Here is a 15,992-nt window from a genome sequence, read left to right as displayed (position 1 = left end):
ATCGAAAATTCAGTTTTTACGATAGGGTCCCCACGCCGGCTGGCGGACGTCGCCATCGGCCAGCATCAGCCGCTGCCTGACCATGCCATCGTCCGAAACGGCATACAACACGTCCCGGGGTCCATCACTGGCGGCATAGATCAGCATGCTGGCGTTTGGTGCAAAGCTTGGCGATTCGTCAATCGGACCGGGCGAGATGTAGCGCACTTGCCCGCCGAGGCTTTGGTCCACGATGGCAATACGATACACGTTCCCGTTGGCCTGCACCATTGCCATCTGCTTGCCGTCGTAACTGATCGCCGCATCCAGGTTCTGTTGCCCCTGGAAGGAGATGCGCTGTGGCGTGCCGCCGGAGGCCGACATCTGATAGATCTGCGGACGGCCCGAGCGATCGGAGGTGAAATAGATGCTCTGGCCGTCCGGCGACCAGACCGGCTCTGTGTTGATCGCCAGGCTGCGCGTAAGGCGGGTTTCCTGGCGGCTGGCCAGATCCATCACATAGATCTCTGGATTACCGGTATACGACAGCGACAACGCAAGCTTGGTGCCATCCGGCGACCAGGCAGGCGCACTGTTGATGCCCTTGCCGCGGCCGGAAATAAGCTGGCGCGCACCAGTCGAAATGTTCTGGACGTAGATGGCCGAGTTGCCGCTTTCGAACGACACATAAGCGATGCGGCTGCCATCCGGCGACCACTTCGGCGACAGCAGCGCTTCGTGCGAACGGGCCACGACCTGCGGGTTGTAGCCATCGGAGTCGGCCACGATCAGCGAGTAGGTCTGATTGGCGCCCGTGCCCACCGAAGTGATGTAGGCGATGCGCGTCCAGAATGCCCCCGGGATACCGGTGATCTGCTGGAAGATGGCGTCGGCAATCTGGTGCGCCACGCTGCGCAGATCGCTCACCGAAGCGGGCGGCATGGCCGCACCGAGCAGGCGTTGCTGACGGTTGACATCCCACAGTTCGTATTCGACGGACACCATGCCATTGCCGGCATCCTTGATGCGGCCGATCACGATGTAGTCCTGCTTGAGCAGGCGCCAGGTGGCGAACTTGATGTCCGAACCCTGGCTGGGCTGCTCGACGATTTCGCTCACTGCCAGCGAGCGGAATTTGCCGCAGCGGTTGAGGTCATTGCGGATCACGTCGGCAACGTCGGTCGGCAACGGCGAACCGCCCTGCTGTGCAAACGGCACCACGGCAATCGGGGTAGCCGTCTTTACGCCACCGACGATCTGCACGTTCAAGGTCTGTGCCGCGGCGGGACCGACGATCAGGCCCGCTACCAACAGCAGGATGAGGGTAAGTAATGATCGGGATGATCTGCGCATGGGCTTGCTCACTGCGGGGTGAAGGTGAAATCGATTTCGCGATGGAACACGCTTTCGAAGCCCTTGTAGGGCAGCGGCTGCGCGCGGAGCACGGCATCTTCGACGGACTTCTTGCCGGCCGCGTCATAAGGACAGCTGGGCGACGCCTTGGCACTGAGCACATTGCCGCCCGGAAGCTGCACGATATGGACCACGCACGGCGCGTTCGGCATGTTATCCGGCCTTAGCCAATTCTGCGTGACGGCGTTCTGAATCGCCGCCATGTATTGAGACAACAGGGTACTGTTGGAATTGTTGCCGCTTTGTCGCTGCTCGGCGTTGGGCAGGTCAGGCTGACCGTTGTCCTGCGCGTTCTTCAGATCCGCCAGCTGCTGCTTGGCCTGCTTGGCCTTGCTGTCGAGCTTCTGGGTCTGCTGGGAAGCGGCATTGAGCTGCTTGAACAGCTCATCCACTTTTTGCTGCTCCTCTTTGCGCTTGGCGGCCTGGGCGTCCAACTCGGATTGACGCTGACGCTCCTTCTCCTCCTGCTCCTTCTTGGCATCTTCAGCCTTCTGGAGCGCATCCTGCACCACACGCTCCTGATCCACCGTATCCGGATGTTCCGGCGGCGGCGGCAATTGGCTGGGCTTCGGTGGCGGCTGCACCTGCGGCGGGGGTGGTGGCGGCGGCACCGCGGGCGGCGGCGGCACGGTGTTCGGAATCGGCTTGACGAGCTGTGCCTTCGGCGGCGGCGCACCGGTATTGCCGATCAGGGTCGCCTCGATCGGCGGCCCCGACAGCTGCAATGGCGGCGGCGTGCAGGTAATGGGATTGGGCAATCCCAGCGCACTCAGGAATTTGTCGTAGCGCGTGCACGGCAGCATCGCCAGGAACAGAAAGGCGACGATACCCAGGTGCAGGATGGCCGAGAGAACTACCGCCAGCGGAGTTCCTTTGGTGTTACGGTCGTCCATTCGGGCTGCCCGACTCCGGCGCACTCATCAAGCCGACCTTGGCGACGCCGGCCTGCTGCAACAAGGCCAGTACCTGATAGACGCCGTCGTACTTGCCATCGCGATCGCCCGCGACCAGCACGCTGACATCCGGATTCTGCTGCACGAACGCACCAACCTTGACCTTCAGGGCATTGGCGTCGATCGGCTCTTTCTTACTGGTGCCCAGGGTCAGGTACATCTGCCCCTGGCTATCCACCGAGACGATCACCGGCTCCTTCTTGTCCTGCAGCGACTTGGCATTGGCCTGCGGCAGGTTTACATCAACGTTCGCGTTGAGCATCGGCGCCGTGACCATGAAGATGATCAACAGCACCAGCATCACGTCGATGTAAGGCACGACGTTGATCTCGGATTTCAATTTGAAGCGCTTATGGCGCGCAGAGCTACGCATGATTGCGTCCTCGATCAGTTCGTGTCGTCGATCTGGATCTGACGCTGCAACACGGAGGAGAACTCTTCCTGGAACACCTCGTAGTGCGAAGCCACTCGCTCCACCTTGTTGGCGTAGCGGTTATAGGCCCACACCGCGGGAATCGCAGCGAACAGACCCATCGCGGTAGCAATCAGCGCCTCGGAGATGTGCGGCGCCACGACGGCGATGGTCACATCCTTCATTTCGCCAAGGCCCTGGAAGGCGCCCATGATGCCCCACACCGTACCAAACAGGCCGACATAGGGGCTGATCGAGCCAACGTTGGCAAGAAATTCCAGATTGCGTTCCAGCGCACCAATTTCCTTCGTGCCCGCCACGCGCATCGCACGCTCGGAGCCTTCGATCACCGTGCGCATGTCGCTGGCACGGCGCTGGCGCTGGCGCACGAATTCACGGAAGCCCGATTCGAAGATGTTCTCCATGCCGCCGTTGTCACCGCCGTTGTTGCTGACCTCGCGGAACAACTGGGCCAGATCCGCGCCAGACCAGAAGCGCTCCTCGAACGACTCGGCGTTTTCCATCGCCGCCTTCAGCTGCGCGTACTTGCGGATGATGATCACCCAGGACAGGAAGGAGAACAGCATCAGCGCCAGCATCACGAATTTCACGGGCCAGCTGGCATCCGCAACGATCTCGAAAACGTTCAGTCCACCGTTCATGGCTTGGGGGTACTCCACCACATGGGTATGTATATGTTCTTGGGTCAGGCCGGGATGGGGATCAAGCCCGATCGATCCGGCCGGTGATATCGACCGGAATCGGGGCGGGTCGCATTCGCTTCAAATCCACGCATGCGGCACGCACCTGCGCCTGGATCAACGCGGCTCCATCCGCCCGGGTAATACTCTGCGTGAAAAGGATACTGGCTGAACGGCGTTCTTTGACTTCCACGCTCACCATCAGTTCATCGTCCAGCAGGGCGGCCCGGAGGAAATCGATCTCCATCCGGTGCACCACGAAGCCCAGCCCGGTGGTCTCCTTCAGGGCCAGCTGGTCGACGCCCAGCCCACGCAGCCATTCGCTGCGAGCCCGCTCCAGAAAGCGCAGATAGCTCGCATGGTAGACCACGCCACCGGCATCGGTATCTTCCCAGTAGACGCGGACCGGCCAGCTGAAGGGGGAGCGGCTTGTTGGTGACATGACAAAGACTTGGCGAGAGGGATGGGGAGTCAATAGTGGGCGAACAGCAACGGCTCATCCGCCAGGATCCGCTCTACCGTAATCGAAAAAAGCGACGACAACAGCCCGATCTGACGGTGGCCATACCCCTGCTACGCATCCCCTGCCCCCGTGGGTCCAAACAAATCGCTCACCGGAACCTGACGCGGCGGCGGCGTGAGCCCGAGATGGCGCCAGCCCTTCGCACTGGCCATGCGTCCGCGAGCGGTGCGCACCAGGAAGCCCTGCTGGATCAAATAGGGCTCCACCACATCCTCGAGCGTGCCACGATCCTCGCTAAGTGCCGCCGCCAGCGATTCGACACCGACCGGACCACCATCGAAGTTTTCGATGATGACGGTCAGCAGGCGCCGATCGAGTTCGTCAAAACCCTCGGCATCCACCTTGAGCATGTCCATCGCGGCTTGTGCGGCCTGGCGCGTGATGCGTCCGCCCGCGCGCACTTCGGCGTAGTCACGCACACGGCGCAGCAGGCGGTTGGCGATACGTGGCGTACCGCGCGCACGACGCGCGATTTCCTGCGCACCTTCGATGTCACAGTCAATACCAAGAATGCGCGCCGATCGGCGCACGATGGCGGTGAGCTCTTCGGGCGAATAGAACTCCAGACGCTGCACGATACCGAAGCGATCGCGCAGCGGTGCGGTCAGCAAACCCGCGCGCGTGGTGGCACCAATCAGCGTAAAAGGCGGCAAATCCAGCTTGATCGAACGCGCCGCCGGACCCTCGCCAATCATGATGTCGATCTGGAAGTCCTCCATCGCCGGATAGAGCACTTCCTCCACGATGGGCGAAAGACGATGGATTTCATCGACAAACAGCACATCGTGTGCTTCAAGATTGGTCAGCAGCGCCGCCAGATCGCCCGCGCGTTCCAGCACCGGACCGGAGGTAGAACGCAGATTGACGCCCAACTCATTGGCAATGACATGGCTCAACGTGGTCTTGCCAAGACCCGGTGGCCCGAAGATCAGCACATGGTCCAGCGCCCCGCCACGCTTCCTGGCAGCCTCGATGTAGATCGACAGCTGCTCGCGCACCGCCTGCTGACCGAGGTATTCGGCCAGCCGCTTGGGACGGATCGACGCCTCGAGGGCTTCGTCGTCCATCTGGGCATTGGCGGTGATGAGGCGGTCGGTCATGGCAGCCATTATGGGGCGAGGAGTGAGGGAAGAGGAGTGAGAAGTAAGAGAAAGCTGACCCCGCGACCCTCTCACTACTCACTTCTATCTCTTATCTCCTGAACTTAGATTTCCACCTGTGTTCCCAGCTCAATCAGGCGGTTACCCGGAATCTGGAAGAACGCCGTCGCCGGCAGCGCATTGCGCGACATGAAGGCGAACAGGCGATCGCGCCACAGCGCCATGCCAGGACGGCGCTTGTCCGCCACCACGTTCTCGCGCGAGAGAAAGAAGGTGGTGTCCATCAGGTCGAACGGCAGGCCGCTCTTCGCGCACTTGGAGAGCGCCAGCGGTATGTTCGGATCTTCGGCAAAACCGAAGCGCAGTTCGAGGCCGTAGAAATCGCCGTCCATCGGTACCAGGCGGATACGCTCCTCCGCTTCGGCCACCGGCGTCTCGAGGATGTCCACCGTCAACATCACGTTGCGCTCGTGCAGCACCTTGTTGTGCTTGAGATTGTGCAGCAGTGCGTGCGGCACGGCGTTCTGGTTGGCGGTGAGAAATACGGCGGTGCCCGGCACGCGCAATGGCGGATGTTCGATGATGTTCTCGATAAACGGCATCAGCGCCAGCCCCCCCTGCTTGATCTCGCGCACCACCAGTTCGCGGCCACGGCGCCAGGTGGTCATCACGATGAACACGCCCAGGCCGAGCACCAGCGGGAACCAGCCACCGGCCTCGACCTTCAGCAGGTTGGCGGAGAAGAACGACAGATCGATGATCAACAGGCACGCACCCACCACGATCAGCCAGGGCAGGCGCCAACCCCATTGATGACGCGCAACGAACAGCGCCAGGATCGTTGTGATGCTCATCGTGCCCGTCACGGCAATACCGTAGGCGGCGCTCAGCGCGTCGGAACTGCCGAATCCCACCACCGCCACCAGCACCATCACCAGCAGGAAGCTGTTGACCCACGGCACGAAGATCTGCCCCGACATTTCACGCGAGGTATGCACGATCGGCATGCGCAGCGAATAACCCAGCGACATCGCCTCGCGAGTCATCGAGAACGCGCCGGAAATCACCGCTTGTGAAGCAATCACCGTGGCCATCGTCGCCAGCCCGATCATCGGGTACAGGAACATCGACGGCACGGCTTTGAAGAACGGGTTGTCGATAGCGCTTGGATCACGCAACAGCAACGCACCCTGGCCAAAATAATTGAGCACCAGCGCGGGCAGGATGAAACTGAACCATGCCAGCTGGATCGGCCGCTTGCCGAAATGCCCCATGTCTGCGTACAGCGCCTCGGCGCCGGTCAGCGCCAGCACCACACCGCCCAGCGCAACGAACGCGCTCCAGCCGTGATGCATGAAAAATTCGAGACCGTAGTGGGGAGAAAGCGCGCGCAAAATGCTGGGGTTTTGCACGATGTTCTGCACACCGATCACCGCGATGACGATAAACCACACCACCATCACCGGCCCGAATAGCTTGCCCACACGATCGGTGCCGTGCTTCTGCAGCGCAAACAGGAAAAACAGGATGACCGCACTGACTGGCATCACCCAGTGCCCCAAGCCGGGCGCCGCCACTTTCACGCCTTCAACCGCCGACAGCACCGAAATAGCCGGCGTGATCACGCCGTCACCGTAGAACAGCGCCGCGCCGAAAATGCCGATGATCGCCAGCAACCAACGCATCCTTGCGCTGCCGCGCACACCACGCAGCGCCAGCGCCATCAACGCCATGATGCCGCCTTCACCCTTGTTGTCGGCGCGCATGATGAACACCACATACTTCAACGACACCACGATGATCTGCGCCCAGAAAATCAGCGACAACACACCGAAAATGCTATCCGCATGCGGCGTTTTGCCCTCGTAGCTGAGCGTGGTCTGCAAGGTATAGAGCGGACTGGTGCCGATGTCGCCGTACACGACGCCGATCGCACCCAGGGCCAGTGTCGCCATGCGCTTCCTGGCTTCTGACTCACTCATTCCCTGGTAAATATCATGGCCCACGAACTAACTCCCGAGTGCGGCGCGCAGCGCCTTGCGGATAATGGTTTCAGCACTGTCACCTGTGGCGGCGACTTTCTGCACCAGCCGAGTCACTTCGGCCGGCTTGTAGCCCAGTTGCTGGAGCGCAACGGTGGCTTCTGCGGTCGGATCAAGCGGTGCATCCGACGCGGCGGAGAAACCCGGCGCGCTTGCGCCCAGGCCGTGCACGCGATCGCGCAGTTCCACCACGATGCGCTCGGCGGTCTTTTTGCCGATGCCGGGAATCTTGGTCAACGCAACGACATCGCCGGCCTGCACCATGCGCGCAAATTCCTGCGTTGATACACCGGACAATACCGCCAGCGAAATCTTGGCGCCGATGCCGCTTACTTTCTGCAGATCACGGAACACGGTGCGCTCGGATTCATGCAGAAAACCATACAGCGCAACACTGTCTTCCTTGACCGCGTAATGGGTAAGCAGGGTGACTTCCTTGCCGGTGGGCGGGAGGTCGTAGATGGTGGACATCGGCGCTTCCACCTCGTAGCCCACCCCACCCACATCGATCAGCAACCTGGGCGGCTGCTTTGAAACGAGAATACCGCGAAGTCGACCGATCATCGGCGACGCCTCCATGCAGTGCGCGGAATACCCACGCGTTCGAGACTGGAACGGGTGTGCGCATGTGCGACGGCAATGGCCAACGCATCGGCGGCATCCGCCTGGATGGGGCCCTTCAGCCCGAGCAATACGCCGATCATGTGCTGCACCTGTGTCTTGTCGCTGCGGCCGCCACCGACCACGGCTTTCTTTACTTCGGTCGCTGCGTATTCGTGCACGGCAATCCCCCGATTGACCACGGCGCAGATGGCGGCGCCGCGTGCCTGCCCGAGTTTAAGCGCAGAATCGGCATTGCGCGCCATAAACACGCGCTCGATGCCGCACTCCACCGGACGATGGGTCGCGATGATCTCACTGACGCCATCAAAAATGCGTTTCAGGCGCAGCGGAAAGCTGTCCTCACCGGCCACGACCAGCGCATCATGAAAAACATGTGACAGCTTGCCTGCCGCATCGACATCCACGATGCCGATGCCAGTGCGCTGGCTGCCTGGGTCGATGCCAATGATGCGGATCATCGCGAGGTAGCTGTGGCCGCCGTCATTTACGCGGCGTCGGCCGGCAGTGAGGCGTTGTGATATACCTCGCTGACGTCATCCAGCCCGTCGAGTTTTTCCAGCAGATCGGTGAGCGTCTCCAGCGATTCACCCGTTACGGCAGTGCGATTGTTCGGACGCATCACCACGCCAGCGTGCTGTGCATCAAGCTTCGCATCGATCAGCGCCTGCTGCACCGTTTCGAAATGTTCCGGCGCACAGATCACGGTGCTTTCGCCGTTTTCGTTGATCACGTCATCGGCACCGGCTTCCAGCGCAGCTTCCAGCACTTTTTCTTCCGCGGCGGCATCGCCGCCGGTGGTGAACACCAGTTCGCCGCAACGCGTGAACTGGAACGCCACCGAACCGCTGGTACCCAGATTGCCGCCATGCTTGGTCAACGCGTGACGCACGTCGGCCACCGTGCGGGTGGGATTGTCGGTGAAGCACTCGATGATCAGTGCGATACCGGCCGGACCATAGCCCTCGTAGCGCAGCTCTTCCATCTTCGCGCCGCCGTCGGCACCGGAGCCGCGCTTGATCGCGCGCTCGATGGTGTCCTTGGACATGTTGGCCGTCAGCGCCTTGTCCACCGCCGTACGCAGGCGCGGGTTGAGGTTCGGATCGGCCACACCGGCACGCGTGGCAACAGTGATTTCTCGGATCAGCTTGGTGAATACCTTGGCGCGCTTGGCGTCTTCGGCGTTCTTGCGACCTTCGATGGACGGGCCTCTACCCATGGCGATTCCTGACTGGATCTGATGACAAGCGAGCGATTTTACTGCATCGCGCAAATATCTAGGGATGTCCCCAGCATCAACCGGCGCCCTTCGGGACGGGTCCGAAGCGCCCTTCACGCAGGAACTGGGTGGTGAGCTTGGCCACCTCTGCCGACAGCAGCAGCCCAGTATGGCTGGTTTCGACCACGCAATGGCCGGCAAGACCCGGCAGCGAGGTCTCTTCCACCGCCACCGTGCCGTCATGCTCGCCGGCGATATGGCTGAGCATTGCGCCCAGGCCGATCGGCATGCACCCGGCGATCATGCCCACCTCACGCGGTCCGCTCCAGGCTTCGAAGCCCTGTTCAAGCAGCACCCGATTGGATCCCAGCAGCACCCCGCCACCGCGCCCCAGGCCGGCAAAAGCCCGTGCGGCGGCGCTGCCCTTGAGCGGCGAACCCAGACAGACGATCCGCCCGGGCGGAAGCTCGCCCGGCTCCAGACATGCGCGCAAGGCGAGCAAGCCGCCCAGGCTATGACCGACCAGATGCACGGTTTCCGGAGCGCACTCCAGCATGCCCGCACGCAGGCGCGCGAGTACATGCTGCTGATTCGCCGCCACGCTCATGTAGTCGAAGCGATGGACGCGAAGGCCCTCTTCCATCAGGCGGCGATGCAGCAAGCCCAGCGCGAAACCGCGCATCCACAGGCCGTGCAGCAGGATGACGTGTTCGGTCATGGATACCTATCTTCTCGCCACGTCCATGGCCCTCTCACCTCTGGGAGAGAGGGCCGCGGTGATGGCCACTCAGCGCTTCACTGCCTGAGTGACGGACACCGCCACGTTTAATTCCTTGAGCTGCGCTTCGCTGACTACCGACGGGGCGTCGGTCATCAAATCCTGTGCACTGGTGGTCTTGGGGAAGGCAATCACGTCGCGGATCGATTCAGTGCCCGCCATCAATGCGGCGATGCGGTCGATACCAAAGGCCAGGCCACCGTGCGGCGGTGCGCCGAACTTCAGTGCCTTGAGCAGGAAGCCGAACTTCATCTGCGCCTCTTCCGCGCCGATGCCGAGCAGTTCGAACACCGCACTCTGCATCTCCGGACGATGGATACGGATGGAACCGCCGCCAATCTCGTTACCGTTGAGCACCATGTCGTAACCGCGGCTCACCGCAACAGCCGCGTTCGCGCGCAGATCGGCGATATCGTCGACCTTGGGTGCGGTGAACGGGTGATGCAGGGCGACGAAACGCTGTTCTTCTTCGTCGTACTCGAACATCGGAAAATCGGTGACCCACAGCGGCTTCCAGCTGTTTTCGACCAGACCGCGATCCTTGCCGACCTTCAGGCGCAACGCGCCCATGAAGTCGGTGACCGCCTTCCACTTGCCTGCGCCGACAAACACCATGTCGCCCGACTGCGCGCCAGTAGCCTTGAGCACGGCTTCCAGCGCGGCATCGTCGAGGAACTTCGCTACCGGCGAATTGACGCCTTCGCGGCCCTTGGCGAGGTCTTCCACCTTGATCCACGCCAGCCCCTTCGCGCCGTACTTGGCCACGTATTCGGTGAGCTGGTCGATCTCCTTGCGGCTGAGCGTTGCACCACCCGGCAGACGCAAAGCCGCGACACGTCCCGCCGGATCGTTGGCCGGTTCGGCAAACACCTTGAATTCGACATGCTTGAGCGCGTCGGCTACATCCACCAGCTCCAGCGCAATGCGCAGGTCAGGCTTGTCCGAACCGAAGCGGCGCATGGCTTCTTCCCAGGTCATGCGCGGGAACACCGCATCCAGCGCCACGTCCACCACTTCCTTGAACACGTGGCGGATCAGGCCTTCGACAAAATCCTGCACGTCCTTCTCTTCGACGAAGGCGAATTCAAGATCGAGCTGGGTGAATTCCGGTTGGCGGTCGGCGCGCAGGTCTTCGTCGCGGAAACAGCGCGCGATCTGATAGTAGCGGTCGAAACCGGCCATCATCAGGATCTGCTTGAACAGCTGCGGCGACTGCGGCAAGGCGTAGAACTGGCCGGGATGCACGCGACTGGGCACGAGGTAATCGCGCGCACCTTCCGGCGTGGCCTTGGTGAGGATCGGCGTTTCGATGTCCTGGAAACCGCGCGCATCCAGATAGCGGCGCAGCGCCTGCACCAGCTTGATGCGGGTGCGCATCATCGTCTGCATCTCGGGACGGCGCAGATCGAGGTAGCGGTAGGTCATCCGCATGTCCTCGTTGGGACTCTCGTGCAGGGCGAACGGCAGATCCTTCGCTGCGTTGAGAATCTCCAGCTTCTCCGCCAGCAACTCGACCGCACCGGTCTTGAGCTTGTCATTGGCCGACAGGCGCTTGCGGATGGTGCCGGTGACGCGCACGCAGTATTCGTAGCCCAACTCGCCCGCCACGGCGAAGGCAGCGGCGTTCTCGCGCTCGATCACGGCCTGGGCAATGCCCTCATGGTCGCGCAGGTCGACGAAGGCGACGTGGCTCTGCAGGCGAAGGGTGTTGACCCAGCCGCACAGGGTAACGGTCTGGCCGACCAGCGACTCATTGATGAGGCCGCAATAATGCGTGCGCATGCGCTCGAAACTCCGGGCCGCCCAGGCGGCGAATAAACGTGGGAAAGGCCCGGAATCTTAACACTGCCATGGCTTGTTCTTCCGCTTCCCTGCGCGGAGGAAGCGGCAAATTACTCGGTGCCGCTGGAGGCAGCCGGCTTGGCGTCCGTTTTCGCCGGTGCCGGCGCCGGGGTGCTTTCACCCGGCTTGGCCGCCGTGCCATCACCGGCCAGATTGCGCTTCTTATCGCCGTCCTTCTTGAAATCGGTCTCGTACCAGCCGCCACCGGACAGCCGGAACTGCGGCGCACTCAAGCGTCGCTGGACCTGCGGCGCACCGCAGCTGGGGCAGTCGGTGGGATCGGCATCGGACATCTTCTGCAGCCGGTCAAAGCGATGGCCGCAGCTATTGCACTGAAATTCGTAGATGGGCACTGCGCATATTCTCCATAACAACATCGGCCTCGGGCCGATATATATCCCCACCATTATCGCACTGTTTAAAAGTCATGGACCGCAAGAGCCTTTACCTGGAGCGAAGCAGTCCCGGCTGCCACACAGGTGATCCAGAAACGCAGGAAAGGTTATGGATCTTGAGAACATCCAAGCCCCTCCTGCCGACATTGGGCTTGCTTGGTCACGGATAGCTTTCTCAGGCAGCCCTGAGCCGCAACCGGAGCATTCCGTATCGAGCCAGGGCTGCCTGGAGCAGTCAGGCATTTATGGGCGCGCGAGCCGCAATTCGTTGATCACGGGCCAATGTGATGCGAACGAAGACACATGGCGATCGGATGGACACTACCAACTTTTATTCCAATTATTCGTGCCATATACCTGCATGCCGTACTTCACCTTGCCGGGGCTATCCGGATCATCGTGATCAACAGGACGCGAACGCGCGTCCGGACCTGGAGCAGGATCACTCTCGCCCTTGCCCTCCGCCAAAGGAATTGCGCTATCAGAGACATAAGATAAATGGGGATGTACCTTGGCCGCGCCTTCCGAGACCATATCCGTCCCCAGCGATATCACCCCGTCCAGTTTCTGGGATTTTGTTTTACCCAGAACTAATTCCAATATGCCTGGAGCAACCGGAATAGGAAGATCATCCATCAGAGCCATGACTTTCTTTTCATTGACATCCGCATTGGAGGTAATGTCGAAATCCGCATCTTCCTTGTCATGCCTATGGCTGACCTCGACAAGATGGCCAAAGGGATCTGCGCGAATATCCTCGAGATCGACTCTCATATCCTGATGTGTGTTTTTAAAGGCATAACTCGAATCAGGATCAAGTTCCCCAATCACCCCGGGCCCTCCTGTGCGCCCATCGGCCTCGTTTGACGAGAAATGCTTGTTGGCAAAGATGCGTAAATCCTCTCTCCTGGCACCAAGTGCTTCAAGCCATGCCTGGACAGCCTGTTGATTGTTGAAACACTTCAGTGGCGTATCTTCACCTCGCAGATAGACCATGACGCGATCCTCGCCGATAATCATCAGGCCGTCATTGGATTGATATCCACCTATCTCAAACGGATACACCTTGGGCGGATTCCGATCATGGGGGTCCGGCACGAAAGCCCGTTTCGCCAATGCATAGTCCTTATCATTCAACTGCCCAAGACTGTGCTGAGCATCCAGTTCAAGCACGGCCCGTTCCTGCGCCACCCGACGCATGTCGCCACCATGCTCTTTATAGAACCGATCGATCTTGCCGGCGTAATAAGCCTTGAAATCCAAGTCACTTAGCGACTTGTAAAAATCGTGAGGTTCGATCAGGTCCTTTTGACCCGCCCAGGTTTGGTGAGGATCATTACTCGCAGTGATATGAAAGCGCTTGATGTCCGGCGCAATGTTGGCACTTTGATTGGCGTAAGCAATTTGGGACAGCGGCGTGGATGCAACAAGGGCTCCGGCAGACACCTCTCTCTTGACAGGAGGAAACTTTGAGCCGGCGAGGCTCGGCACGTTTTCGTATACAGGGTCATATTCGTTCAAATACACCTGGTCCGGATCAATGTCCTTACCGAAATGATCCTTGATGAATTGCTTCATATAAGCGGAAGCTTCGGCATGGTAATTGGGAATGTTCGCGGCCAGTGAGCGTTCGTCGCGACTGAGCCGCTCGGTTCGCGACGACAAGTCCTGCGATACCGCTGAATCCATCTCCCGTTGGTTGACAGCCCGTCCACTTTCGCCAGTTTTTGGCGTGGCCTTGGAGGTGGAATGGGTAGCTGCATTCTTGCGTATCGGCGCCGGATTAAATGGCGTGGGGTTATGTGCCACCGCGGGAGCCTTCGGCGCCGAATCGAATTTGCTTGATGCGTGGGGCGCGGGAAAATCGCTATTGGGTGTGTCGCCCCCATAATGCATCGGCGACAAAGTGTTGTTGGTGATGTTCATAGCACGCTACGTTTTTTCGAGAAGATCGGATCGTAGCCGCGGATTACCTATACAAGTAATGCAAGGATATTTCTTACTATTAGCACGGACACATGCGTAAGCCACTGCGCACTGACTTCGGAGAATGGAGCAGTGCTGAAGCGACGGGCATGCCTCGATTTCGCCTCTCATTCTGAGGACTGTCCACGCTTTTAATGCTGATTTGCTGGGTTACGCTGCGCTAACCCAGCCTGCGTATTGCATGTGGAGTGGTTTGCCATCCCGAAAAAGCGGCACGTTGTTGTCACTCAACGTGCCGAAAATGGCGCACTGTCCTGACTCAGCGAACCAACATGGTCGCCCTCATACGGACACGCTTAATCCACCCTACGCTGGGGTGTGCGTGTCGACGCGGTGATGCAGAAAGTGAGGGGCGGCGTGCAGGCCGTTGCGTTCGCCAGTGCGATGGGATGTGAAGGCTTTGTCCACCCGGCCTTTGCCTTCAGCCACAAGCACCGCTAGTGCAATGTCAGCCTGCCTGGATGTGGGGATTTGCCGCATTTCCCGACCCAAACTCCGCGCTGGGAGCGTGCCGTCGAGGTTCAAGGTGGGTGCCGGTGTTGGATCGTTGCGATCCGAGGGGCACGGCGGTGCCGTATGATGTTGGGAGATCATGAGCAACTCTCTAGAAGTTGTTTGTGGTTTAGCGGGTCGTGGGAGCTCGAACTCCCGCGACTCGCGCCTCTCCAAGCATTGCTGCCTGGGCCATCAGCGTTGGCTGTTTCGCGAACTGCGTTGATGACCCCACCACTTTAATCGAGTGCTGCTACAGCTGTCATGTAGGATTTCGTTGACATTTGCTGTACGTCCAACGGCGTTGGTCGTCATCGATGGATGTGGGGAATACCCACTCCACTCCATTCGCCAGAACGATACGCCTCGACTGAACCCGCCAAGCGTGAAGGTCAAAACACGCTGCCTCTGATCAACATGCTATGACCAAGCAAGCCAGCTCATTTGGCGTAATGGTCGGGAGCGCATCGAGGCATTCGCCATCAACGCAGGGTTATGGCGTGGCACGCGGTCATGTTCGTTGTCTTTGTCTATCCATCAGGGCATGACCAAGGCTCGCATGCACTCTGCAATCACCAACAAATCGAAGCAATCCCCAATAAACACTGCAATGTTGCAAGGAAAGCTCTTATATGTTCTCACTTCATTCACACACCAACACCACGCACGTCAGCACGAATCTACATGTTCCAGAAGAACATGCTAAGTCGAACGATTCGGCCATGAAGAACGCCTCCCATCCTTCGATCACAGCGGGAAGTGCGTTTGTATCCAGTGGTGCAAGCGGCCAACCGACAGGCCTGCTGGCAAGCTTGCAACCCACGCCGGTCAAGCTGCAGGGCGATCCCTCGACCACCTACTACATCAAGCCTTCTCAACGTACCGATGGACCTCACCAGCTGTACACGATGAGCGGGAATGGGCTTAAGCAGACAGCCAAGCAAGCCGTGCAGGATGGCCAGGGTCAATGGAAGCTCGACAACGGCTTGCCCGGCGGCGGGCAAAATTCGTCGAAAGGAGGTGGATACCAGCCCATAGCGGACTACAGCCGCGCTCATAGCAGCGCGCAATCTTCACCCTTCGCGCGCGATTCGAGCAGAGGCACTCAAGGGCATTCCTATAGCAACCAAAGCGCGTGGAGTAATCCAAACACGCCGAGCACCGGCGCCCCTTCACTTCCCTCAACGTCTGGCACCTCGGCGTCTAACGCCGCCCCTCCGCGGCCCCCAAAGCCTGGCACCTGGGAAGCCCAAGCCTACTCACCATCGAAAGGACCGAAATTGCCTTACTCTGGCTATGGCCCCGTACCGGATTCTCGCTATTTGACGGAGTCCGGAGACGGGAAGAGCAAATACTGGGCCATTCCAGACGGCCACGGCGGCAGCAAACCTGCTGATTCGTCCATCGACAAATTCGGAGAGCCCCTGTTCATAAACCTCAGGACGCATAAAGGGAATTGGATAGGCCCGCATAGCTCAATCACGCCACCAGCAGGACGCGGTGGATGATGAGCCACTACGTCTACAGCACTTCTTT

15 protein-coding genes are annotated in these 15,992 nt (G+C 60.2%); 1 reads left to right on the top strand and 14 read right to left on the bottom strand.

Going from position 1 to position 15,992, the window contains the following annotated elements; all coding sequences use genetic code 11:
* Nucleotides 1–9: 9 nt before the first annotated feature.
* From tolB to ISP19_RS15780, 14 genes are all read right to left on the bottom strand, one after another.
* Entirely contained in the window at nt 10–1,332 is a 1,323-nt protein-coding gene (gene tolB / locus ISP19_RS15845) for a Tol-Pal system beta propeller repeat protein TolB (RefSeq protein ID WP_204683393.1), read from the bottom strand.
* A gap of 8 nt (nt 1,333–1,340) precedes the next feature.
* Nucleotides 1,341–2,285 (bottom strand): cell envelope integrity TolA family protein, encoded by a 945-nt coding sequence (locus ISP19_RS15840; RefSeq protein WP_204683392.1) that lies wholly within the window; start codon nt 2,283–2,285, stop codon nt 1,341–1,343.
* Nucleotides 2,272–2,718, bottom strand: coding sequence for a protein TolR (gene tolR / locus ISP19_RS15835; RefSeq protein ID WP_204683391.1), 447 nt, complete (start codon nt 2,716–2,718; stop codon nt 2,272–2,274). The genes ISP19_RS15840 and tolR overlap by 14 nt, the downstream gene beginning before the upstream one ends.
* Before the next feature lie 14 nt (nt 2,719–2,732).
* Nucleotides 2,733–3,419 carry a protein TolQ gene (gene tolQ / locus ISP19_RS15830; RefSeq protein ID WP_204683390.1) on the bottom strand — a complete coding sequence of 229 codons (687 nt, stop codon included), beginning with the start codon at nt 3,417–3,419 and terminating at the stop codon, nt 2,733–2,735.
* A gap of 61 nt (nt 3,420–3,480) precedes the next feature.
* The gene (gene ybgC, locus ISP19_RS15825) at nt 3,481–3,900 is read right to left on the bottom strand and encodes a tol-pal system-associated acyl-CoA thioesterase (protein WP_204683389.1); all 420 of its coding nucleotides are present in this window, start codon (nt 3,898–3,900) and stop codon (nt 3,481–3,483) included.
* Between the two features lie 131 nt (nt 3,901–4,031).
* Nucleotides 4,032–5,081 (bottom strand): Holliday junction branch migration DNA helicase RuvB, encoded by a 1,050-nt coding sequence (gene ruvB, locus ISP19_RS15820; protein WP_204683388.1) that lies wholly within the window; start codon nt 5,079–5,081, stop codon nt 4,032–4,034.
* Nucleotides 5,082–5,185: 104 nt separating this feature from the next.
* Nucleotides 5,186–7,063 carry a potassium transporter Kup gene (locus ISP19_RS15815; protein ID WP_204683387.1) on the bottom strand — a complete coding sequence of 626 codons (1,878 nt, stop codon included), beginning with the start codon at nt 7,061–7,063 and terminating at the stop codon, nt 5,186–5,188.
* A gap of 27 nt (nt 7,064–7,090) precedes the next feature.
* Nucleotides 7,091–7,687, bottom strand: a complete 597-nt coding sequence (gene ruvA / locus ISP19_RS15810) for a Holliday junction branch migration protein RuvA (RefSeq protein WP_204683386.1) — start codon at nt 7,685–7,687, stop codon at nt 7,091–7,093.
* Complete coding sequence (gene ruvC / locus ISP19_RS15805; protein ID WP_204683385.1) at nt 7,684–8,205, bottom strand: crossover junction endodeoxyribonuclease RuvC; 522 nt, start codon at nt 8,203–8,205, stop codon at nt 7,684–7,686. Before ruvC ends, ruvA begins: the two co-directional genes overlap by 4 nt.
* A 26-nt stretch (nt 8,206–8,231) precedes the next feature.
* The gene (locus ISP19_RS15800) at nt 8,232–8,963 is read right to left on the bottom strand and encodes a YebC/PmpR family DNA-binding transcriptional regulator (RefSeq protein ID WP_204683384.1); all 732 of its coding nucleotides are present in this window, start codon (nt 8,961–8,963) and stop codon (nt 8,232–8,234) included.
* A gap of 76 nt (nt 8,964–9,039) precedes the next feature.
* Nucleotides 9,040–9,681, bottom strand: a complete 642-nt coding sequence (locus ISP19_RS15795; protein ID WP_204683383.1) for an esterase/lipase family protein — start codon at nt 9,679–9,681, stop codon at nt 9,040–9,042.
* Between the two features lie 69 nt (nt 9,682–9,750).
* Entirely contained in the window at nt 9,751–11,523 is a 1,773-nt protein-coding gene (gene aspS / locus ISP19_RS15790) for an aspartate--tRNA ligase (RefSeq protein ID WP_204683382.1), read from the bottom strand.
* A 110-nt stretch (nt 11,524–11,633) separates the two neighbouring features.
* Complete coding sequence (locus tag ISP19_RS15785; RefSeq protein ID WP_204683381.1) at nt 11,634–11,936, bottom strand: FmdB family zinc ribbon protein; 303 nt, start codon at nt 11,934–11,936, stop codon at nt 11,634–11,636.
* A 363-nt stretch (nt 11,937–12,299) separates the two neighbouring features.
* On the bottom strand, nt 12,300–13,904 hold the full coding sequence (locus tag ISP19_RS15780; RefSeq protein ID WP_204683380.1) for a dermonecrotic toxin domain-containing protein: 1,605 nt from the start codon (nt 13,902–13,904) through the stop codon (nt 12,300–12,302).
* A 1,184-nt stretch (nt 13,905–15,088) separates the two neighbouring features.
* Between ISP19_RS15780 and ISP19_RS15775 the strand changes: the two genes are divergently transcribed.
* Nucleotides 15,089–15,964 carry a hypothetical protein gene (locus ISP19_RS15775; RefSeq protein WP_204683379.1) on the top strand — a complete coding sequence of 292 codons (876 nt, stop codon included), beginning with the start codon at nt 15,089–15,091 and terminating at the stop codon, nt 15,962–15,964.
* Nucleotides 15,965–15,992: the final 28 nt, after the last annotated feature.

Origin of the sequence: Dyella flava (assembly GCF_016904955.1) — a bacterium.
Taxonomy (GTDB): Bacteria; Pseudomonadota; Gammaproteobacteria; order Xanthomonadales; family Rhodanobacteraceae; genus Dyella_B; species Dyella_B flava.
This window is presented reverse-complemented; position numbering and strand designations above follow the sequence as displayed.

Excerpts from the sequence above, each read along its gene's own strand:
- tolB (WP_204683393.1), bottom strand. The coding sequence starts at position 1,332 with ATGCGCAGATCATCCCGATCATTACTTACCCTCATCCTGCTGTTGGTA.
- ISP19_RS15840 (WP_204683392.1), bottom strand. The coding sequence starts at position 2,285 with ATGGACGACCGTAACACCAAAGGAACTCCGCTGGCGGTAGTTCTCTCG.
- tolR (WP_204683391.1), bottom strand. The coding sequence starts at position 2,718 with ATGCGTAGCTCTGCGCGCCATAAGCGCTTCAAATTGAAATCCGAGATC.
- tolQ (WP_204683390.1), bottom strand. The coding sequence starts at position 3,419 with ATGAACGGTGGACTGAACGTTTTCGAGATCGTTGCGGATGCCAGCTGG.
- ybgC (WP_204683389.1), bottom strand. The coding sequence starts at position 3,900 with ATGTCACCAACAAGCCGCTCCCCCTTCAGCTGGCCGGTCCGCGTCTAC.
- ruvB (WP_204683388.1), bottom strand. The coding sequence starts at position 5,081 with ATGACCGACCGCCTCATCACCGCCAATGCCCAGATGGACGACGAAGCC.
- ISP19_RS15815 (WP_204683387.1), bottom strand. The coding sequence starts at position 7,063 with ATGAGTGAGTCAGAAGCCAGGAAGCGCATGGCGACACTGGCCCTGGGT.
- ruvA (WP_204683386.1), bottom strand. The coding sequence starts at position 7,687 with ATGATCGGTCGACTTCGCGGTATTCTCGTTTCAAAGCAGCCGCCCAGG.
- ruvC (WP_204683385.1), bottom strand. The coding sequence starts at position 8,205 with ATGATCCGCATCATTGGCATCGACCCAGGCAGCCAGCGCACTGGCATC.
- ISP19_RS15800 (WP_204683384.1), bottom strand. The coding sequence starts at position 8,963 with ATGGGTAGAGGCCCGTCCATCGAAGGTCGCAAGAACGCCGAAGACGCC.
- ISP19_RS15795 (WP_204683383.1), bottom strand. The coding sequence starts at position 9,681 with ATGACCGAACACGTCATCCTGCTGCACGGCCTGTGGATGCGCGGTTTC.
- aspS (WP_204683382.1), bottom strand. The coding sequence starts at position 11,523 with ATGCGCACGCATTATTGCGGCCTCATCAATGAGTCGCTGGTCGGCCAG.
- ISP19_RS15780 (WP_204683380.1), bottom strand. The coding sequence starts at position 13,904 with ATGAACATCACCAACAACACTTTGTCGCCGATGCATTATGGGGGCGAC.
- ISP19_RS15775 (WP_204683379.1), top strand. The coding sequence starts at position 15,089 with ATGTTCTCACTTCATTCACACACCAACACCACGCACGTCAGCACGAAT.